8 protein-coding genes are annotated in these 25,068 nt (G+C 32.0%); all 8 read left to right on the forward strand.

Annotation, left to right across the window (positions count from 1 at the left end; genetic code table 11):
- The coding region (locus Q1A01_RS04490) for a condensation domain-containing protein (protein ID WP_299676634.1) at positions 1-1,703 on the forward strand (1,703 nt) is incomplete at its 5' end.
- Between the two features lie 75 nt (positions 1,704-1,778).
- Positions 1,779-1,946: a hypothetical protein gene (locus tag Q1A01_RS04495; RefSeq protein ID WP_299676636.1), complete on the forward strand. Its 168-nt coding sequence runs from the start codon at positions 1,779-1,781 to the stop codon at positions 1,944-1,946.
- 231 nt (positions 1,947-2,177) lie between these two features.
- On the forward strand, positions 2,178-3,449 hold the full coding sequence (locus tag Q1A01_RS04500) for a condensation domain-containing protein (protein WP_299676638.1): 1,272 nt from the start codon (positions 2,178-2,180) through the stop codon (positions 3,447-3,449).
- 87 nt (positions 3,450-3,536) lie between these two features.
- Entirely contained in the window at positions 3,537-8,327 is a 4,791-nt protein-coding gene (locus tag Q1A01_RS04505; protein ID WP_299676640.1) for a non-ribosomal peptide synthetase, read from the forward strand.
- Positions 8,328-8,546: 219 nt separating this feature from the next.
- Positions 8,547-9,539, forward strand: coding sequence for a TauD/TfdA family dioxygenase (locus Q1A01_RS04510; protein ID WP_299676642.1), 993 nt, complete (start codon positions 8,547-8,549; stop codon positions 9,537-9,539).
- Positions 9,540-9,614: 75 nt separating this feature from the next.
- Positions 9,615-15,902: a non-ribosomal peptide synthetase gene (locus tag Q1A01_RS04515; protein ID WP_299676644.1), complete on the forward strand. Its 6,288-nt coding sequence runs from the start codon at positions 9,615-9,617 to the stop codon at positions 15,900-15,902.
- A gap of 21 nt (positions 15,903-15,923) precedes the next feature.
- Positions 15,924-18,977, forward strand: coding sequence for a type I polyketide synthase (locus Q1A01_RS04520; protein ID WP_299676646.1), 3,054 nt, complete (start codon positions 15,924-15,926; stop codon positions 18,975-18,977).
- 114 nt (positions 18,978-19,091) lie between these two features.
- Entirely contained in the window at positions 19,092-25,010 is a 5,919-nt protein-coding gene (locus Q1A01_RS04525; RefSeq protein ID WP_299676648.1) for a non-ribosomal peptide synthetase, read from the forward strand.
- Positions 25,011-25,068 lie beyond the last annotated feature (58 nt).

The raw sequence follows: 25,068 nt of genomic DNA on the forward strand, positions 1-25,068 counted from the left end.
CAAGCAATGCTATAGAAGAAGCCTTGGTTGCGATATGGCAAGATTTATTGAATCAAGAACAAGTAGGGGTTACAGATAATTTCTTCGAACTAGGAGGAGATTCTATTATTGTTATTCAAGTAGTAAGTAGAGCTAAGAAAAAAGGATATCAAGTACAAGTACAAGACTTATTTGATTATCAAACTATCGAAGAGCTTGCCGTTGCTATAGAAGAAAATAATAAAGAACTTAATACAGCAGAACAAGGAGTTTTAGAAGGAGAAGTTCCTATATCACCAATACAACAATGGTTTTTTGAAAAAGGAGAAGAAACACTATCCCATTTTAATCAAGCTATTCTTTTAGGAATCCAAAAAACGATATCCAAAGAAAAATTAGAAGAAGTTGTCAGCTTAATTTCACAACGTCATGATTCTTTACGATGTATCTATAAAAAAGAAGTCGTACAACAAGAAGAAGAATGGAAACAGTTTTATGGAACACCTACAGATTTATTTAGAACAGCATCTATAGCAAAAGATGTAAACCTTGAAGAAGCCATCACTTCTATTTGTACTACGTATCAAGAGTCATTGAATATTGAAACAGGTGATTTAGCTCGATTTGTCCTTATCGAAACACCAGATTCTGAAACACATAATAGATTTTTTATGGTGTCACATCACTTAGCAATAGATGGTGTTTCATGGAGATTTATTATAGATGATCTAGAAAGTTTATTAAAAGAGACAACCATTGATAAAGAAACGTATTTAGGATATAAAACTAATTCATTTAGAGATTGGATACACAAACTGAAAAACTTCACAGAGACCGAAGAAATTGAGGCACAATTAGAGTATTGGCAACAAATCAATACAAATTATACCCCAATTCCTACAGATCTTACTGCAGGAAAACCTACAAGAGAAACTATGCATACAGTAGAAGCTATTTTAAATGAAGAGTATACACAATGTTTATTGAAGGAAGTAAATACTGCCTATAATACAGAAATCAATGATTTGATGTTGAGTGCATTACAAATCACCTTTGAAGAAGTCTTTGGTACACAACGTTTGGCATTAGGTTTTGAAGGTCATGGAAGAGAAAATATTTTTCCAGATATAGATCTTGCAGGTACTACAGGATGGTTTACAAATAAATACCCTGTTGTACTATCAAAAGAAAATGCAGTAGCAGATGGCGAAATTATTAAATCTGTTAAAGAAGCATTACGTAAAATTCCAACCAAGGGAATGGGATATGGTTGTTTACGTTATTTACATCCTTCTGCAGAAATTCGTAATTCACTTAAAAACTGTGGTTGGGATGTTGTCTTTAACTATTTGGGTCAAATTGATAATGTGCTAAGCCAAAGTACCAATTTTACTGCAGCTTCAGAGTATGCAGGTGAGCATATAACACCAAAAGCTTTATTAGAAGAAAAGTTTGTTGTAAAAGCAATTATTGTGGGTAATGCGCTAAGGATTTCTTGGGATTATTCGAAAGAGCAATATCAAGAAGAAACCGTTCAGAAACTAGCTAATACATATACCCAAAATTTAATACGCCTGATAGAACATTGTATCAATAAGGAAGTAAGTGAGGTAACGCCTTCTGATTTTGGATTGAGTAACGAATTAGATTTTAAAGAGTTTGATGAATTATTTGAATCAGAAACTCAAGAAAGCTCTAAAGATACAAGTGTCCTAAGATTTTAGTCCTGAATATATAAAAAGATCAAACCTACGATGGCTTTTTACTAACAACTATTTTTTAACACTAATACTTTAATTATGAAAGATACACGTAAAATAAATAAGCTTATTGGATTAAAAAAGTCAACAGTTGCAAAACTGATTGTTCATGGAGATCCAATATTAGAAGGGGTTGTGCAACAAGTTGCATTACTAGAAGGAATAGTAGATAAAAAAGAATTTACAGCTGAATTATTGGATTATTAGCTTTTGAATATGGAGGCTTGATGCTATTCATCGAGTCTCTGTATTTAAGAAGATGGATTAGCTGTTCAAAACTCTTTAGAAGTGATAATTTTCATCTTTAATTCTAATGTTTCTGAGTACGCTTTCGCGAAAGCGTATAAAAACACACCACTATTACCTGTTTAAGGTATCATATCAAAAGATGTTGTATCGATCTTTCCATAACATCATTAATTTTTTAATACAAAACCTATGAAATTACCAGTATCCTACCATCAACAGAGGATGTGGTTTATAGACCATTTTGAGAGAGATTATCTCTATGAAGGAGGTCCTGTATATCACAATATACCGTTATGTTTTACGGTACATGAAAATGTAAGTATTCCGATACTACAAAATGCATTTAAGCAATTGGTAAATCGACATGCTATTTTAAGAACTAAAATAGTAAGAAAAGGGGATCAGATTTTTCAAGTTATTACAGAACCAGATGACGCTACAATTTTTAAATTATTTAAAGAAATAAGTGATGTAAAAGAGCACCAAGAAGAACTTAGAAAGGTCTCATTTGATTTTGAAAATGAGTTATTGTTAAAAGGATTTTATGAGCAAAAAGAAAATCAAACAACAGTATTGTTTGTAATGCATCATACTCTTGTAGATCGATATAGTCTTAGAATTCTAAAAGAAGATTTTCTAAGTTATGTAAATGCACCTGAAGATACTTTAGGATTTACAATGCAATACAAAGATTTTTCAGAATGGCAACAAGCTATAGACCCTTATGAGACAGAATTGCAGGTAGCATATTGGAGAAAGCAATTGTCAGATATTCAAGTATTATATCTTCCTGAAGATGTAAAGCGTGTTCCAGTACATATTTATGAGACCGCAACGAGAGTGTTTTCTTATGATAAAGATACATTACAATCTTTTGCAGCATTAGAAGGAACAACAGTTCATATGGCTAGTTTGGCGGCTTATAAAAAGGCTTTAGCTAAATTTTCAGAACTTTCAGATATCGTTATAGGTACATTAATGAACATGCGAAATAATCTTACAGAAACTACTGTAGGACCTATAGAAAATCTTGTTGTATTAAGATCGGTAATTGAAAATGAAATGACACTTTCTGAGGCCTGTACTGTTGTAAAAAATACATGGGAGACTGCAGAAAAAAATAAAGGGATTCCTTTTGATAAGCTAGTGGTGGAAATTAATCCTCAAAAAGACATGAGTAGAACCGCTTTGTTTGATGTATTGTACCTCTATGATGATTATAATGTCGTAGTTGAAGGTGAAAATCTACCAGGTCATCACAAAAACCAAGGACTGGGGAAATACGACCTCAACCTTTTGGTACAAGAAAAAGAAGACACCTATGAATTTATACTCACGTATAATGATTTATACTTTGAATCTGATACGATAGCTTCTTTTTTACAAATTCTAGAAGATATTCTCAATACGGCTACACAACATCAGGATGCAGGTGCCTTACGAGGCATTGCCGTATTCTAATTTCATTTTTTAACCACATCAACAATCAAAAAGATATCATTATGATGAAATAATGATGTCCATACAGGAAAAGATATTATTATAATCATGGAAAAGTTTATTAAACAATTAAAAAGCCTTGGATTACAACTTAAGGTGAATGGACAAGATTTACTCTTATTAGGAAAAGAAGGAAAGCTGACATCTGAAGATATTAAAATGATCACCAATAGACCAGATATCACTTCTTTTATCAAAGAGAATAAAGCAGCTATTATTGCTTATTTAAAGAAAGAAGATTTTAAATTAGATAGAAAAAATATTTCATCTATGTATGGCTTAAGTCCAGTACAAGAAGGAATTCTTTTCCATAGCACCTATTTATATAATAGTGAAGCAAAAGGGAATACTACGTATCATACACAGTTTGATGTGGGATTTTCTTCAAAGCTTGATGTCGAAATGTTTAAAAAGGCGTGGCAATATGTGATTAATAATCATACAATTCTTAGAACAGGATTTATCTATGATAAAGTAAATGTTCCTATTCAGTTTGTAAATAAAGAGGTAGAAGTCCCTTTACGATTTGTAGATCTAACGAAAGAATCAGATAGTGTAAAAGAGACTACTTATAAAGCACTTAAGGATGAAGATAGGTTTAAAGATTTTAGTTTTACAAACCCTCCATTAATGCGTATTACAATTGTCAAATTTGATGAAAGCACCTATAAAATGATCTGGACAAAACATCACGTTTTATGGGATGGTTGGTCCGGACAAGTGATTATACAAGAAGTGATAGGAGCTTATACAAGTCTTATGCATGAAGTAGCACTTCCAGTACAAGAAGAAGATAAGTATGAAGATTTTATCAATTATATAAAGTCAATAGATTCTTTTAAAGAAAAAGCTTTTTGGAAATCTTACATGCAGGATTTTAATGAACCTACATTACTTCCTTTCTGTAAAGCATCTCATGAGCGTAATAAAGGAAAAGGAGCCTATCAACGTATCACTATTGATTTTGATAAAGAACTCACACAAAAAATAAGTAATTATTCAAAATCACAACATGTTACGGCAAATACGCTAACACAAGCTGTATGGGCGATGCTTTTAGCTAAATATACAGGGCGTAAAGATGTGGTATATGGAGTTACTGTTTCTGGTCGTCCGGCAGAATTGAATTATGATAGTAAAGTTGGATTATATATTAATACGATTCCGTTAAGAGCAAAAATAGAAGATAGTCAGACCATTTCTGATTTCTTAGCAACTCTTCAAAAAACTTCGGTTGAAGCTAGAAATTTCCAACATACGTCACTGAATAAAATTCAACAATGGAATGAAATAAAAGGAGATTGCTTTGATTCATTATTATCGTTTACAAATTACCCTTCTAAAGGAGGTGACGGTAATCAAAAACCCGTATTAGAAATTGATAGTGTCAATGTAAAAGAGAATAATAATTACCTACTCTCTATACAACCTATGTTAAAGGAAAAGTTAGTTATTGATTTTACCTTTAATAGCTCTATAATGGAAGCAGCATACGTAGAAATGCTCACAGCACATTTTAGAACTGCTTTATGTGAAATAGTAGCAGGAAATGTAACGACTATTCAAGATCTTAATGTGCTTAGTAAGGAAGATGGGGTAGCACTTACAGAGACATATAATACTTCTGATATAGGATATTCAAAAGAAAAAAATATTGTTGATATTTTTGAAGAAAGAGCTATTGCTGCTCCAGATGCTATTGCAGTATCTATAAATGGAGAAACCTTGAGTTACCAAACATTAAATGAAAAAGCAAATCAACTTGCACGATATTTACAAGAACAAGGCGTCGGGCCTGAAAAGATGGTGGGTATGTGTATCCATCGTTCTTTAGAAATGATTGTAGGCATATTAGGAATCTTAAAAGCAGGAGGGGCATATGTGCCTATTGACCCTGAATATCCCGCCGAACGTATTAATTATATTCTAAATGATATAAATTCTAATATAGTTCTTGTAAGTACTAAGAGTGCTAATAGTGTCAAATTGGAAGATCAACGTACGATCATAAATCTAGATCAAATTGAATCAGATATTGCTACTTATGATGAGTCAAATCTAAATATAGCTTTTCCACTATCTAATCTTGCATATGTAATCTATACATCAGGAACAACAGGGCTACCTAAAGGAGTTTTGTTAGAACACGAAAATGTAGTGAGATTATTCTTTACAGAACAACCATTGTTTGATTTTAATCAACAAGATGTATGGTGTTTATTCCATTCTTATTGTTTTGACTTTTCTGTGTGGGAGATTTTTGGAGCGTTATTATATGGTGGAAAATTAGTCATTGTTCCAGAACTAGTAGCAAAAGATACCAAAGCTTTTGTAGCACTATTATCTGAAGAAAAGGTGACAGTTCTTAATCAAACACCATCGGCATTTAATGCATTACAAGAAGAAATAACAAATATGCGTCCATCTATGGATGTGCGTTATGTAATATTTGGAGGAGAGGCACTTACGCCTAGAGCCTTAAAGCCTTGGATAGCGCAGTATCCAGATTGTAAACTCATTAATATGTATGGTATTACAGAAACAACGGTACACGTAACTTTTAAAGAAATTGGAGCCCGAGAGATTGAGCTTAATATCAGTGATATTGGAAAGCCTATTCCTACGATGAGTTGTTATATTCTAGATGAAAACTTATCGTTGGTTCCTATGGGAGTTGCTGGCGAATTGTATGTTTCTGGGGCAGGAGTTGCAAGAGGATATTTAAATCGTCCAGAACTTTCTGAAGAACGATTTATGACAAATCCCTTTAATCCTAAAGAAAGAGTATATAAAACGGGAGATGTAGCAAAACGATTACCTAGTGGAGATATAGAATACTTAGGAAGGAATGACAAGCAAATAAAAATTAGAGGATTTAGAATAGAGCTTGGAGAAATTGAAACAGCTTTAAATGCATGTCCATATGCAAATCAAGCCACAGTAATTGTACATGAAGATACGTATTATTGTAAAGAGTTAGTCGCTTATGTAGTACTTAAAGATACCTTTACATTAGATGATTTTAAAGAGTTCTTGTCAGAAAATTTACCTAAATACATGGTACCTTCTATTTGTATGGTATTAGATGAAATGCCATTAACATCTAATGGGAAAATTAATAAAAAAGCATTGCCAAAAGTAACTACTCAGGGAAGAGATTCAGAAGGATATGTAGCACCAAGAAATACAAATGAAGAGCAACTCGTTACTATCTGGAAAGAAATTTTAGACAGACAACGTATAGGTGTTTTAGATAACTTCTTTGAATTTGGAGGACATAGTCTTAAACTCACGAGACTCATTACTCGTTATCATAAAGAGTATGGAATTAAATTAGAGTTAAGAGATCTCTTTATAAACAAAACAATTGAAGAGCATTGTAATCTGTTGTTTGAGACAGAAACTGAAAAAGAAACTATCATTCAGAAAATAAAACCTGTAGAAAATCAGACCAATTATACACTTTCAAGCGCACAATATCGTATGTGGATTTTAAGTCAGTCTGAAGAAAGCAATATTTCTTACAATATGCCTGCGCATCTTGTTCTGGAAGGAAGTTATGATATACCATCTCTTAAAAAAGCAATATATGCTGTGATAAATCGCCATGAAACCTTGCGAACAGTATTTAAAAGAGATGAGAATTCTGAAGTGAGACAATGGATATTAACGCCTGAAGAAATAGAATTTACGATACAAGAACATGATTTTAGAGGTGTTGATAATGTAGAAAATGTCATCGCTGAGTATATGAGTAATGATGCTTTACAAGCATTTGATTTGGAAAAAGGGCCTCTTTTAAGAATTGCTTTATTACAGTTATCAGATAGTGATTATGTTTTCTATTATAATATACATCACATTATCGGAGACGGTGTCTCAAAAAGTATTTTAAAGAGAGATGTATTAACGTATTATAATGCGTTTAAAAATAATACAGAAGTAACATTACCAACATTAGAAATTCAATATAAAGATTTTGCAGCTTGGCAAAAACAACAGTTAGAAAATGGTGCTTTTGATGATCATAAAAAGTATTGGTTACAAAAACTTTCTGGAGATAAAGCAACATTAGATCTTCCTAGTCAAAAAGTAAGGCCAAAAGTAAAAACAAATAACGGTCAGACATTACGTACGTTAATTTCAGATACATTAACAGATGCATTGTCAACATATTGTAAAACAAACGGAGGAACTTTATTTACAGGAATACTTACTGTTTGGAATATCTTATTGTATAGATATACAAACCAAAAAGATATTATAATTGGTTCTCCAATAGCTGGGAGAGACCATGTAGATTTAGAAAATCAAATTGGTCTTTATTTTAATAACATGGTTATTAGAAATCAAATGATTCCAGAAGAAAATTTTGATCAAACATTTTCCAAAGTAAATGAATGTATGTTTGAAAATACCAAACATCAAATGTATCCTTTTGATAATCTTATAGATGATTTAAATATAAAAGGAGATACGAGTCGTAACCCTTTGTATGATGTGATGCTTTCGTATCATAATACAGGAGAAAATGATAAAAATATAAAGCTTACTCAGCAAGAAATTGATCAAATCATAGTTCAAGATCAAAGAGGAGCAAAGCTAGATTTGCTTATCAATTTTAAAGAAATAGGAAACTATTTATACTTTGATATTAATTACAATACAGACTTATATAATCAAAGTTCAATTCAAGTGTTAATGAACGACTTTAAACACTTATTATCACAATTATTAAAAAATAGACAAGAAAAAATAAGTGATGTTGACTTCCAAAAAGAGACGAAACAACACCTTAGAAATCTTAACGTGAGTAAATTCAAACTTGTCAAAAAATAATGACATCTATTGCAACTTGTAGCAATCGAGACACATGCAATGATTTATTTATAGGCAAATAGACTATATGTACACTTTTACTACGCATATAGTGTGTATGATGGTTAGGTACGCTTTCGCGAAAGCGTACTCAGCCTGCCTTAAACTGATACCAATAAACATAGATATTTCTAACAGCAAATCGTGCAGTAACATTACTGTATGTAAAAACATAAGGTTATGATAAGTAGTATACAAAAGTTAAAGAGTATAAAAGCTCAAAAAGTAACAAAGAATCCAACAGTAAACTGTACTGTATGGTCTGAAGAAAAAGGATTTCCATTAGTTGTAAAACCTTCTACTGCTGGAATGCAATTGAACGATTGGGTGGCAGCTAATAGAATTGAGTTTGAAAATAAAGTAAAAAAATATGGAGCTATTCTTTTTAGAGGTTTTCATATCAATACCGTAGAGAAATTTGAAAAATTCAGTAAACTTTATGCCGAAACGCCATTAGAATATAACTTAAGATCATCTCCTAGATATTCTGTAGGAAAAAATGTATATCATACTACTACATATCCTAAAGAATATAGTATTGAGATGCATAGCGAAAGTTCTTATGCGCCTAATCATCCTAGTAATATTGTATTCTGTTGTATAGATCCAGCAGATCAAAGAGGAGAAACTCCAATAGCAGATAATAAAAAAGTATTACACTATTTAAGTGATACTACCCGAAAAAAGTTTCAAGAAAAAGGAGTAAAATATGTTAGAAATCTAAATGAGGCTTTTGGGTTATCCTGGCAAGAAGTTTTTCAAACAGAAGATAAGGAAGTAGTACAAGCAGAATGTGATGAGAAAGGAATTTCTTATGAGTGGAAAAGTGATGCAAACTTGGTATTAACATGGAATAAGAAAGCTATTTGGGAGCATCCAGTTACAGGAGAACAACTATGGTTTAATCATGCATATTTCTTTAATAAATATGCATTGGAAGCGTCTTTCTTTAATCTTGTAGAAACAGATGATCAACTTCCGAATAATACCTTTTATGGAGATGGAAGTGAAATTTCCAAAGCAGAAATAGAAGAGATACGAGAAGCATACTCAAAAGCAACAGTAATCTTTCCTTGGGAGAAGGGGGATGTATTGTTTTTAGATAATATGCTCATGTCTCATGGAAGAAACCCTTACGAAGGCAGTAGGCAAATTATTGCATCACTATTCTAGTACAATAAAATAACTCATCATTGTTCTGTAGCATTCAGAACATTTAAAAGTATAACTAATTCAGATACCAATATCATGGAAAAAGAAAACCTAAATACTGTAGAAGGGTACCAACTTTCTATAAATCAAATGAATTTATGGAGTGTAGCTAGCAAAAATCTAGAAAAGTATTATAATCAGGTTGTTATTGATCTAGAAGATAGGTTGCTTATAGATAAATTGCGTCGTGTTTTAACACTTGTGGTTCGTAAAAATGAAACATTGCTGTTTAAAATGAGTACTGTACCTGGTGCTACATTTCCTGTACAATCAGTATCTGAGGGACAACAAGTAAATGTATATGAAGAGACAGTTAGTTCTCTAGACACAACAACAATTAATGCGGCAACAGCGTCCTACTTAAGTAGTGATTACAACCCTATGACAAGTGCTGCTTTAAGGGTTTGCTTACTTACAGATACAAATGGCAATCAAGTTTTAGTAATTCGTTTGTTTTCACTTTGGGCAGATACATATAGTACTACGTATGTATGTAATGAATTATATAAAGCAATACAAGACGAGGGTGCTTATGAAAATGAAGAAAAAGAGGTCGTAGAATATCAAGACTTTGCAGCTTGGCAACAACAATTGTTTAATGATCCAGAAGAAGAGGGAGTAAATTTTTGGAAAAACTATACGGTCGATATTTCAAAAGAAATCTTACCGTTTAAAGAAGTTCAAGAAGGACAGTTTACTCCTCAGAGACAACCTATATGTGTTATAGAAGGGGATAAGTATCAGGAGTTAAAAAACATAGCTTCTCAAAACAATTATTCTTTAGAGTCCCATATCTTATCCAAATATGTTGCGTACTTATCACAATTTGAGAAAGATCAATGTACCCTTGGATACATTCCTTACAAGAGATATTATGCAGAGTTAGAACACACATTTGGACTAGTAGCAAAATCGCTTCCAGTACATCTTGAAGATCTTGAACAATTATTAGGAGAAGACGTAGAGAAGTCACTTCAGAAATCTATAGATGAAATTGGAATGTGGTCAGACTATTTTTATCTAAATAGAATGGATAATACTACAGCGCCGATTTTTAAATATTGTTTTGAATATATTGACGTAAATGAAAATACAAATTCTCAAAATAATTTTAAAATACAAGATATATATAGCGTTACAGACGCATTTGAGATAAAAGTAAATGCTGTTAATTATGGAGATAGACTTGTTTTAGAGTTGTATTATGATAGTAATGTCTTTACTCAAAAAGCAATTGATGTAATTATATCACAACTTCAGTCATGTTTTGCTTCTCAGGCTATTAGTACTGTTGGAAAAGAAATTATAACTGTTTCTAATAATACAGCAAAAGAAAATGATACCTACAACTCTATTGTAGAAGTTTTTGAGAATCAGGTACAATTAGATAAAGATAAGATAGCGTTATTCTCTAATGAAATGACACTAACTTATGAGGAGTTATCTGAAAAATCGGATCAATTTGCTCAATATTTGATAAAAGAATATCATCTTCAAAAAGGAGACCCTGTAGCTATTTTATTAGACCGTTCTGAGTATTTTATGATAAGTGTTTTAGGAGTTCTTAAAGCAGGAGGTTACTATATTCCAATTGATACTTCATATCCAAAAGAAAGAATACAATTTATTTTGGATGACTGTCAAAGTGCTATTCTTATAAGCAATGAAAAGAGTACAAATCCCTTAACGTTTTCAATAGCCCGTACTTTAGACCCAACAAAAGAATGTATATATACATCAAGTACAGTCATTCAAGAATTTCCTGAAGTAGTTTCTAATGATACAGCATATAGTATTTACACATCGGGATCTACAGGGAATCCTAAAGGATGCCTTATTAATCATGGTAATCTTTTAAATTATATTCTTTGGGCAAATGATTATTATTTTGAAACATCACACATAGGGAATTGGGGACTTGTTACCTCGGTGTCATTTGATTTAACAGTTACGGCCCTTTTTACAAGTATTACAAGAGGGAAAAAACTTTGGATTGGTTCTGAAGAAAAAGAAATTGATGAATTATTAATAGAAACTTTTAGCCACTCAGAAGTAGATACATTAAAGTTAACGCCATCTCACCTTTCTTTACTTAAAGAATTACCTATAGCAAAGACAAATATTAAAGTAATAATATGCGGAGGAGAACAGCTTACTCAAAATCAATTACAAGGAGTTTGGGCGATTGATCCAGCGATACGTGTTTTTAATGAATATGGACCTACAGAAGCGACAGTAGGGTGTATTGTGAAAGAAATGTCTAAAAAGCAACCGGAAGTATGTATCGGAAAACCTATAGCTAATACTGTTATTGATATTGTAGATTCAGAAGGGGTTATTTGCGATGTAGGTGTTTCTGGAGAGATTGTAATAACTGGTGCAGGAGTTTCTAAGGGGTATTTAAATAGAACGACACTTACACACGAACGATTTATAAAGAACAAAAATCAATATATATCTTATAAAACGGGTGATATTGGAAGATGGTCTATTCATGGTGAGGTCATATATGAAGGAAGAAAGGATGATCAAGTTAAGATACGAGGGTATAGAATTGAATTAGGAGAAGTAGAAAAACAACTTACTAATCTTAAAACGATTGATCAAGCTGTAGTTCTGATAGATGATAAAAATGAGGAAGAAAAAACAATGATTGCTTATGTGGTTTCATCTCAAAAAGAAAATGTAGAAGATCTAAAAACATACCTAAAAGATAAACTTCCAGAATATATGGTACCCGCTTCTATTGTAGAAGTAGATACCATTCCTCTAACAACAAATGGAAAAGTTGATAAAAACTTTTTACTTGAATTAAACACAGGAAATATACCATCAAGAGCAGTATACGTAGCTCCAAAGAATGATACTGAGAAGCAAATAATTGCGATATGGGAAGAAATATTACAAATAGACAAAATAGGAACTCAAGATGATTTCTTTGAATTAGGAGGTCATAGTTTAAAAGCAACTCAATTAATTAATCAATATCATAAAATATTTGATGTAAAATTAGGACTAAAAGAAATTTTCTCAAATACTACGGTAGCTACTCATGCTAGTTTAATAGATACGTCGGAAATCTCTAAACATGCTCCCATTGCAAGAGTAGAGGATAAAAAAGATTATCCCGTATCTGATGGACAAAGACGACTATGGGTATTAAGTCAATTTACGAATGGAACAGAAGTATATAATATGCCTTCAAGTGTATCTTTAAAAGGTACATATAATGCCGAGTGTTTTTCAAAAGCAATGAATGCTGCTATAGATAGACATGAAATATTACGTACGGTATTTAGAGTAAATGATGATGGAGAGGTAAGACAAGTTGTAAAAACAACTGAAGAACTAAATTTTTCTGTAGAGTATGTTGATTATAGATCTGTATTTCATAAAGAAGAACTTGCAAAATCATATATAAGAGAAAATGCATATGTACCATTTGATCTTGAAAATGGACCTCTGTTAAGAGTTAGTTTATTACAACTTTCTGATGAGGATTATATGTTCTATTACAATATGCATCACATTATTTGTGATGGATGGTCAATGAATGTATTAGCAAAAGACGTTCTTGCATTCTATGAATATTACCTAGAAGGAAAAAAGTTAGAAGTACCGACATTAAAAATTCAATATAGAGACTATGCAACTTGGCAGCAAAAAGAAGTACAACAAGAAAAAAATAATGGACATAAAGAATATTGGTTAAAGGCATTGTCAGGAGAATTACCTACGTTAGATTTACCTATTCAAAATACTAGACCTGCGGTTAAAACCTATGCTGGAAATAGTCTAAAAACATATATACCTTCAAATATTACGAGTAGTTTAAAAGCTTTTGGACAACGTGAAGGAGGAAGCTTATTTATAGGATTATTAGCAACTTGGAATATTCTGTTTCAAAAATATACTTCAGAAAACGATATTATTATTGGAACTCCAGTTGCTGGGAGAGATCATGCAGACTTAAATGACCAAATAGGTTTTTATGTGAACACATTGCCTTTAAGAAATCAAATTCTTCCAGAAGAGAGTTTTGCATCTTTTTATAATCGAGTTAAAGAAAATACATTATTGTCATATGAGCATCAAATGTATCCCTTTGATAGATTAGTAGATGATTTAGATATAAGAAATGACACAAGTAGGAGTGCTGTATTTGATGTGATGTTGATGTTGCAGAATATCAGAGAGATTAAAGAAAATACCAGTTTAAATGCAGATGCTTTTCAAAAAATAGAGGATAAAGGATTTAAGGTATCTAAGTTTGATATGGATATAGCCTTCAAAGAGGAGGGTGATTATATGGCTTTTAGTATTACCTATAATACGGATATATATTCTCAGGAGGCTGTGAGAACCATTATGCAGCATTATAAACAATTATTAGATGTTGTTTTACAAAATCCAGATCAAAAAATAAAAGAGATAGATTATATTTCAGAAGCAGAGAAACAAAAGCTTATTGTAGATTTTAATGCTAATACTACAATATATCCTAAAGATAAAACACTTATGGATCTTTTCAATTCTCAAGTAGTACAAACTCCTGATAATATGGCATTATTATTTAAGGAAACATCATACACTTATGAGGAGTTAGACAAACTTTCAAATCAATTTGCACATTGTTTGAGAGATGATTATCAAGTGTCAAAAGGAGATTTTATAGGGGTTCAACTAGATCGAAGTGATTCTGTTATTATAGCTATTTTAGGGATTATGAAAGCGGGTGCTGTATATATTCCTATTGATATAGAGCATCCGGCATCTCGTAAGTCATATATCTATGAAGATACTAAGATTTGCTTATTAATTGGTAATCCAAGTAGTGTGTCTGCACAAGCTAATTTTGAAGGAATTGTTTTAGATATCGAAAAAGATTTTGAACCTGCAACATATCAAGACACAGTTGTTAATATATGTCTTTCTCCTGATGATCTTGCCTATATTATATATACTTCAGGATCTACAGGAAATCCTAAAGGGGTTATTATAGAGCATAAAGGAATACTAAATACGATTCTAGCTCAAATAGAGCTTTTTGGAATTACGCATTATGATAGAGGATTGCAATTTGCTTCTTTTTCTTTTGACGCTTCTATATCAGAGATCTTCACTGCACTTTTATCTGGCGCTTGTTTATGTGTTATAGATAAAGAACATAGAGAAGATCCTAAACTGTTAGAAACTTATATCATTAATGAAAAAATAGATGTAGCTACAATCCCACCATCGTACTTAAGCCTTATGAATGTTAAATCATTGAGCAGACTTAAAACATTAATTACAGCTGGAGAATCACCAGTATATACTAAAGTAGAGGAGTATCTGAAATTAGGTAATTATTATAATGCTTATGGACCTACAGAAACTAGTATTTGCTCTTCTATGTATGGATTACGTAAAGGAGAGAACCTACCAAAAGGAAATATACCTATTGGGGTTCCTATTGCAAATACACAAACATTTATTTTAGATCAAAATGATAAAATAGTTCCCGTTGGTGTTGTAGGTGAAATATGTATTGGCGGAGCTGGATTAGCTAAAGGATATTTAAATAGACCAGATCTTACAAAAGAAAAGTTTATGAATCATCCTTATAAAAAAGGAGAGCGTCTCTATAAAACAGGTGATATAGGTAGATGGTTACCGGATGGTAATATTGAATTTATAGGTAGAAAAGATGATCAAGTAAAAATTAATGGATATCGTATAGAGTTAGGAGAAGTTGAACAGTCTTTAGTCAGTCACGAATTGATTAATGAAGCTGTTGTAATGACAGATGTTAATCAATATAATATTAAGAGTTTAATAGCTTATATAGTTACTAAAGAAGAAGTGTCGCTAGAACAATTAAGAACATTTCTCAAAGGTATAATACCGCATTATAGTATTCCTTCAGAATTTATTTCGCTTAAGCAATTACCTATTACTATTAATGGTAAAATAGATAAGAAAGCATTGACTTATACTTCAGGTTCTAAGGTGGCTAGTGAGAAAGTATATATAGCTCCACAAACGGAGAAAGAAAAAATAATTATTCAAATTATAGCAACGCAATTAGGAAAAGATCCTAATAGCATAAGTATACTAGATAACTTCTTTGACTTAGGGGCAAATTCTATCAAAATAGTCAAAATCCTTAATGAAATTAATAAGCAATTAGAGACAGAGGTAAAGGTGGTCTCCTTATTTGAGAACCCTAATGTAAATGAGTTTATTCAATATTTAGAAATGTTAGAATCTCAAGAACAAAATGAAATTGAAGAACCAGAAGATATTTCAGAAGCTTTAGATGAATTTATAAATTTAATGTAGGATAATATAATTTTAGATACAATGGAAAATAAAATTAGAAAAAAAGATATTGCAATTATAGGAGTTTCTGGCAAATATCCAAAGTCAGAAAATCTTAATGAATTCTGGAACCATTTAGTAAATGGAGAAGAACTCACGCATTTCTATACAGATGACGAATTAAGAGCAGTAGGAGTTAGTGAAGAAAACTTAGCAAATCCACATTTAGTAAAGGCACAATCTTTTATAGAGGACCCTAATAGTTTTGATTATTCATTTTTTGGCTATACAAAACAGGAGGCGATGGCTATGGATCCGCAAATTAGAATGATGCATGAGCAAGTTTGGTTAGCATTAGAAGATGCTAGCTATAATCCTAAAGTTTATAAAGATAAAATAGGATTGTTCTTGTCTGCAGCAGATAATATTAATTGGAGAGCGTACACACTTATTGCTAATAACGATAATGTAAATTCTTTCTTTTTAAACCAAATATCTAATAAGAATTTTATCAGTACACTTATCTCTTATAACTTGAATTTAAGAGGCCCTAGCTATTACATAGATACAGCATGTTCAAGTTCGTTGGTAGGAGTACATCAAGCATGTCGTTCTTTATTAATGCGTGAATGCTCAATGGCATTAGCTGGAGGGGTAAGAATATATTCAAAACCTTATCAAGGACATTTTTATCAAGAAGGAATGACAAATTCTAAAGATGGTCACTGTAAGGCATTTGATAAAGATTCTTCAGGGATTGTATCTGGAGAAGGGGTAGGGGTTGCTGTTTTAAAAAGATTAGAAGATGCTATTAGGGATAATGATCAGATTTATGCTGTGATCCGTTCTTCTGTTGTAAATAATGATGGGAATAGGAAAGTAGGATATACTGCCCCTAGTATTAATGGACAGTATGAATGTATCAAACAAGCCCATTTAATTGCAGATGTGACCCCAGAATCGATATCATATGTAGAAGCACATGGTACAGGAACAAAACTTGGCGATCCTATAGAAGTAGAAGCACTCAATAAATCTTTTGGATATAACAGCGCACACGAATGTGCACTAGGATCTGTAAAGACAAATATGGGGCATCTGGATGCTGCTGCAGGAATTACGGGGCTGATTAAAACCACCTTAGCGTTAAAACATAAAATACTACCTCCTTCATTGCATTTTGAAACACCTAATCCAGAAATTAACTTTCAATCAGGACCTTTTAAAGTACAAACAGAAACAGCAAAATGGACGTCTAAAGATAATGCTCCATTAAGAGCTGGAGTGAGTAGTTTTGGAATAGGAGGAAATAATGCACATGTTATACTACAGGAAGCACCTGTAAAGGATAAAACAGTTCAAGATAACTCGTATCAACTTTTACGTTTTTCTGCACAATCTTCAGGATCATTAAATGCATATCAAGAAAAACTCACTTCGTATTTAGAAAATACTAAAGGAAATAATCTTAGAGATATTGCATATTCATTACAGGTAGGTAGGAATCAATTTAAATATAATAGATTTTTGGTATCTAATTCGCGTGAAAATGCGCTGGAAATATTAAAAGACCCTCAAAGTGAATCTATCTATTCAGGTAAGTTAACTTCAAAACGGAATATCGTATTTATGTGTACAGGTTCTGGAGCTCAATACCTTCATATGGGAAAAGATCTTTATGAAAACGAGCCTTACTTTAAAGAACTGATGGATGAAGGTTTTGGGATTATTAAAGAAGTAACAGGCGCAGATATAGCTTCAGTAATGTATGCTACTCATCCTAACCCAGCTATTGATATCAATAAAAATGAATACACACAACCTATCGTATTTGTTTTTGAATATGCTCTAGCAAAATTGATGATGAAGTGGGGCGTGACTCCAGATAAATTAATTGGACATAGTACAGGAGAGTATGTAGCAGCATGTTTAAGTGGTGTCTTTTCATTTGAGACAGGATTACAACTCGTCATTAAGCGTGCTTCATTAATGAATGAAACGCCAAAAGGCAGTATGCTAAGTGTATCTCTTTCTGAAGAGCAAATCAAACCTTACTTAAATAAAAACCTATCTGTAGCCGTTGTAAACTCTCCAGAGTCTTGCGTGTTATCAGGCACTGAAAGTGCTATAGATATATTAATTGAAGTGTTTGAAAAAGAAGAAATTTCCTGTTCTAAATTAAGAATTTCACTTGGAGGACATTCATTCCTAATGGATTCAGTACTAGATAAGTTTACAAAGGAATTAGATAAAGTTACATTTTCGGAACCTAAAATCCCTTTTGTTTCAAACTTGACAGGGCAACTCATTACTTCAGAAGAAGCAATGTCTTCAAAATATTGGACAGATCATTTAAGAAATACAGTTCGCTTTTCAGATGGAATAACGACCTTGTTACAGGACACAAATACCTTATTTATAGAAGTAGGACCTGGAAATACACTTACCACATTATTCCAACAGCAAGAACATGCACCAAATGCAAATAATGTTGCGGTAAATCTAGTGAGACATCCTAAACAAGAAATTAATGATCAGGAATATATCTTGAAAAAAATAGGAGAGTTATGGTTAAATGGAGTCGATATAAATTGGGAAGAATATTATACAAGCCAAAAACCATATAGAGTTTCTTTACCAGGATATGTGTTTAATAAAACAAAATTACCTGTAAAAGTAAATCCTTTTGAACTCCTTGATTTTTCAATGTCTGAAACTACATCAAGTACTGGAGGATTTATAGATAGTTTTGATGATAGTGAAGCTTTTGAAGAAGATCTGGATGACGAAAATGCAGTATTGGTAAAATATGTAACACCATCTACTCCTACAGAAGAGAAGTTGGTAGAAATGTGGCAAACTTTTTTCAGCAAAGATCGAATAGGAATTTTAGATAGCTTTTTTGCTTTAGGAGGGAATTCATTAAAAGGAGTTACTATGCTAAAACTTATTCAGAAAACATTTGAAATCGATATTAAGATTAAAGATTTTTATCAAAAATCAACAATTAAAGAACTTGCTGCCGAGATTGATTTAGCAGTAAAACTTGTAACTATTCAAGAAGAGAGTGAGTGTGCGACAGTAATCACTATCTAGAAAGGGAAATTTTCTTTTTCTCTTTTCGCTTTAAGCGAAAAAAATACATCCATATTATTTTAACTAATTATTTATTTGAAGGCAACTTGCTTGTACTTCTAAAAACTTAATGCAATGGTCGATTTATTAAACGAAATATATCAGAGCAATATTACGCTCTCTTTAGATGGAGAAGATCTTAAACTTGGCTTTAAAAACGATGTCATTGATAAGGTACTTATAGAAAAAATAAAAGAAAATAAACAAGAAATTGTTTCTTATCTAAATAAGTATACATCATCAGATACTACCAATGAGATACCAACAATTGAGAAGCAAGAAAGTTATGAAGTCTCATCTAGCCAACTTAGAATGTTGTCATCCATACTTGTAGATACAACTGCAAATAGTTTCAATTATGCAGTGCCTAACTCTATACGTTTACAACAGCCAATTGTTATTGAAAATTTCAAAAGAGCTGTTCGTAGTACAATAGCACGTCATGAATCCCTACGCACCGTATTTAAAATAAATGATGAAGGACAGATAAGACAGTATGTACTAGAAGGAAATGATATTGATTTCACAATCGATTTTTTTGACTTTAGAAATTTAGAGAAAAAAGAAGAACAAGTTAAACTCATTACTAGAACGGATATAGAAAAACCATTTGATATAGGACAAGGACCATTGCTGCGGGTGTTTTTATTTCAGTTAGCTGAAGAAGATTTTATTTTTTACTGTAATATTCACCATGTTATTAGTGATTCATGGTCGTTAGATATTTTATTTAAAGACATTTTTGCATTTTATTCGTCATTTGAACTAGGAGTACCTAACGAACTTCCTGAATTGAAAATTCAATATAAAGAGTATGCTGCTTGGCAAAATGAACAACTTTCAAAAGGATTGTTCAAAAAACAGGAAGCGTATCTAAAGGAGATGTATTCAGGAGAAATTCCAGTCATTAATTTCACAAATAATAAAACCAGACCAGCTGTTAGGACTGTAAATGGATATGCTCTTAAATCGTATCTTTCTAAAGAGACAACAGCCCAGTTTAAAGCATTTTGTACTACGAATAACGGGAGTCTTTTTATGGGATTACTAGCGGTATGGAATGTGCTATTTTACAAATACACAAATGCTAAAGATATTATTATTGGTACCTCTGTTGCCGGACGTGATCATGCAGATTTGAAAGGGCAAATAGGGTGTTATATAAATTCAGTTCCTCTTAGAAATCAATTAAGTCCTGAACAAAGTTTTTCTGAATTTTTTCAAGTAGTAAAAGAAAATACGCTTAATACTTTAGACTGTCAGTTTTATCCATTTAATAATCTTTTAGAATTAATTGATTATAAGAAAGATAAATCAAGGTCTCCTTTATTTGATGTAATGCTTTTATTACAAAATGCTATAGATAATAGTAGTCAGTATATCGTTGATGAAAATAACCTAGAGGAAATTAGAGAATTAGGAGAGACCTCAGCATTAACAGATTTAGATATTAACTTTATTGAAGAAGGAGATTATTTATGTTGTCAATTGGTATATAATACAGATGTATTTGAATCTGAATATGTCATAGGTTTAGTAAAGCACTTAAAACAATTACTTGAAGCACTTATTTCAAATCCAGAAATTGCTCTTAATGAGATTGATTATTTATCTAAGGAAGAGCAGAAAGAGCTTCTTTTAGATTTCAATGACCGTACGTTAACGTATTCTCCAGAAGAAACATTGATTTCATTATTTGGTAAACAAGTAAAACAAAACCCTAATGCAATAGCATTGGTGGTAGGTAACAACGAACTTACATATAAACAATTAGATGCACTTTCTAACGATCTCGCAAATTATATAAATAAGCATTATCAAGTAGCAAAAGGAAATCTTATAGGGATCCAGTTAGATCGAGATGAATGGAATATTGTATCTATGCTAGGTATTATGAAATTAGGTTGTGCTTATGTGCCAATTGCACCAGATATGCCAACACAAAGGAAAGAGCATATTATATCAGATACGAATCTACAGTTACTTATAACTACGACATCATATATGTTTGATCTACCATTTTACAATGGAGCATTAATGGCCGTAGATATAGGTTTTGATGCAAGTGACTGTGATCCTATAACTACAGATGTAACGACTACAGATCTTGCGTATGTGATTTACACTTCAGGCTCAACAGGACTTCCTAAAGGAGTAATGATTGAGCACGGACAAATTGTAAATACGATCCTTTCTCAGATTGATTATTTTGATTTAAATCAACATAATAAAGGATTGCAATTTGCTCCTTATTCTTTTGATGCATCGGTATGGGAAACCTATATGATTCTTTTATCAGGAGGAAGTTTATATGTAGTTAATGAAGAGCAAAGAAAAGACGCTACTACATTAACATCTTACATAAAAGAACAGCAAATTAATATTGCCACATTACCACCTTCATACATTGCATTAATGGATGTTGAAGAATTAAAAAGCTTAGATATTTTAATTACAGCAGGAGAAGCTCCTGATTATGAAATCATCAAACCATACCTAACGTATGGAACGTATTATAATGCATATGGACCTACAGAAACTAGTATTTGTGGTACTATATTTAAAATGCCTAAAACAAATTCGGAACGATATGCTAACATCCCTATTGGAAAACCAATTTCTAATGCTAAAATTCATATCCTAGATACAAATCATAATTTAGTTCCTGTAGGTGTTGTAGGAGAAATTTGTATAGGAGGTACTGGGGTCGCTAGAGGATATTTAAATAGAGAAGAGCTAACACAAGATAGATTTATCAAAGATCCATTTAATGAGGGAGGTAGATTATACAAAACTGGTGATTTAGGAAAATGGACTAAAGAAGGGGATGTTGTTTATGAAGGACGTAATGATGAACAAGTAAAAATAAGAGGACATCGTATAGAACTTGGAGCTATAGAGCAACAACTATTATCTAATGATCAAATTGATGAAGCAGTAGCGTTAGTACAAAAAGAGGATGATGGGGCAAAAGAATTAGTAGCATTTGTCGTGTCTCCAAATCCAGTTAATACAGAAGAATTAAGAAACTTTTTGTCAAAAATTTTACCTGAGTATATGTTGCCACATAGATTTGTTCAAATAGAGCAAATGCCTTTGACAATTAATGGTAAAGTAGACAAAAAAGCATTGGCTACTACTTTTAGTAACACAATTGTAGAAGAGAATTATACATATGTAGCAGCAACGAGTCTTGAAGAGAAGTTATTAGTACAAGTATGGGAAGAGGTTCTAAAAAAAGAAAATATTGGCATTAAAGATAATTTCTTTAGTATAGGAGGAGATTCTATTAAATCTATACAGATAGTTTCTAAGCTTAAACAACATGGATTTGCGTTAAAAGCAGGAGACATTATCTCCAATCCTACATTAGAAGACTTAGTACCCTTATTAAAAATGAATGATCAAATTATTGATCAGTCAGAAGTAGAAGGAGAGGTGGTGTTAACACCTATTCAAGAGTTTTTCTTTAGTAAGGTAGAAAGCAATATTTTTAATGCACCTCATTATTACAATCATACCGTTTTATTAAAAACAGAAGATCGTATAGAATCTGAGGTATTGAACAAATGTATTGATCAGTTAGTGCAACATCACGATGTGCTGAGAATGGTATTTCCTGTAGAAGATACTAAGAGAAAACAGTTCAATAAAAATAATGATGAGGAGAATTACACAATACATTTTTATGACCTAAGAGATGATGATGATTATTTAATGACAGTTAGAAATATCGGTATTGAATTACAATCATCTTTTGATTTAGAGAAAGGACCTCTCGTAAGAATAGGACATTTTAGACTAAAAGATGGAGATCGTATTGCATTTATCATTCATCACTTAGTAGTTGATGGGGTTTCTTGGAGGATATTACTTCAAGATTTTGCCGATTTATATGCAAATATCAAAGACGATAAAGAATACAAACTCCCGTATAAAACAAGTTCATATCAGTCTTGGGCAAAAGAATTAAAAACATATGGGCAAGAATTGAAAAATACAAAAGAGCTTTCCTATTGGGAACAGGTGTGTGCCCAAAGAGGAACTCCTATGCGTCAAGTGTCTGATGAAGAGTTGTACAAACTTAATTGTGATACAACAACGGCAATAGTGTTAGATAAAGAAACAACATCTTTGTTACAAACATCTGCGCATGTATTGCATAATACACAAATAGACGATGTTATTCTAACGTGTTTAGGCCTTGCGATTAAAAACGCATTAGGCAAGGACCGAGTAACAATACAAATGGAAGGACACGGAAGAGAAGAAATCATAGATACTATAGATATTAGCCGAACCGTTGGTTATTTTACATCTTTCTATCCTTTTGTGTTAGATGTTTCTCAAGAAGAGGTTTTAGATAATGTAGTAAAAGTAAAAGAAGACTTATTAAGCATTCCAAACAAAGGAATAGGATATAGTGCATTACGTTTCTTAAATGAAGACGTAGACTTACTAACAACATTTGATTTAGAATACAATTACTTAGGTGATTTTGGACATGATGTATCTTCAGAAAATGATTCCATTTTCACCTATGGAGGTGAGAGTATAGGAGGAAATTCAAGCACTGAAAATTATAATAATTTAGGATTGAGTGTCGTAGGAATGATTTCTTTAGGAGAATTAAAAATGACGATAGGATATTCTTCACTATTATATGATAAAGAAGCCATGGATGAGCTGTCAAAGTCATTTAAAAATTATTTGGTTACCGTAGTAAATCGCTTAACTGAGGAAGGGAAAAGTAAATCAGTTACCACTAGAAACCAAGAAGACTTTGCAGTTACTCCAAACCAAAATTTTATAGTAGATAAGAGCATGTCTCAAGGTATTATTGGACCAGTGATCATACCTGAATTCAAATCAAAAGACGAATTCTTAAAACAATTTGGAGCATTCTTAGATGCCTATCCAATTTTAAGAACTCAATTTTATAAAGAAGATAATCAAGTAAAGCAACGTATCTTAAATACTTCTGAGGTTGTTATAGATCTACATGAAAAAACACAGGCTCAACAAGAAGAGATTACTACATTACTATCAGAACCTTTTGATGTAATAGAAGGCGCATTGGTAAAAGTATTGCGTATTCAAACCGAAGATCAGAGTTCGTATATGTATCTAAGTATACACCATGCATTAACAGACGCATTTACAAATACTATCCTATTAAAGAACTTGAGATCCTATTTTAGTGCGCAGCCTATAGATACTAATTATGTGTCTTATTTTGATTTTGCAAATTGGCAAGAATCCTATCTAGTATCTGCAATAGCAAAAACACAAAGAAAGTATTGGGTAGAAACTTTGAAAAATACAGTTGTCAAAGATGCAACAAAAATCAAGCCTATAGTTTTAGAAGATTGTATGCAGCATACAACATGGATTACTGGAGACGATTTTGTAAATCTTTCAAATACAATTAGTAAAACAGGATTAACACCTTCTGCATTCTTTACAGCAATACACCAATCATTGATTGCTACATATACAGATAAGACACTACAATTAATATTAGTGCAAGCACGAGAATTAGGGACAAAAGCTATAGAAAGTCATAAAGTATTAGGAGTCGTTAACAATTTCCTCCCTATACCTATAGTAAACCCTGTGACTACAGCTCATGATATTTATGTGAAAGAAGTGTATGAGTATTATATGGAAGCGCTTATGAATCAACAGATTCCATATGAAGTGATCTGTGAAGACATCTTACAGGAATGTAAAGTATCTGTAAAAGACAATATAGGAGGACTTTTGAATTTTATCACAAATGAGGGTGAAAAACAATTTGGAACCCAGCCAGTTGTAGACAAGGTAAGTCGTTCTAAAAATGATTTTACACAAGGAGTAGATGTCGTTTGTAATGTATATGCTAATGCTGTAGAAGTCAATCTTTCGTATGCCTTAGAAACGTATGGAACATCCTTTGCTAACGACTTTAATTTTAAAGAATATATACTTAAACGAGCACAACAATTTATCTAAATAGTTTGCTTTATACGCTTTCGCGAAAGCGTATACAACCACTTCATAAATACAAAGA

The organism is uncultured Dokdonia sp., from assembly GCF_947492815.1.
GTDB lineage: Bacteria > Bacteroidota > Bacteroidia > Flavobacteriales > Flavobacteriaceae > Dokdonia.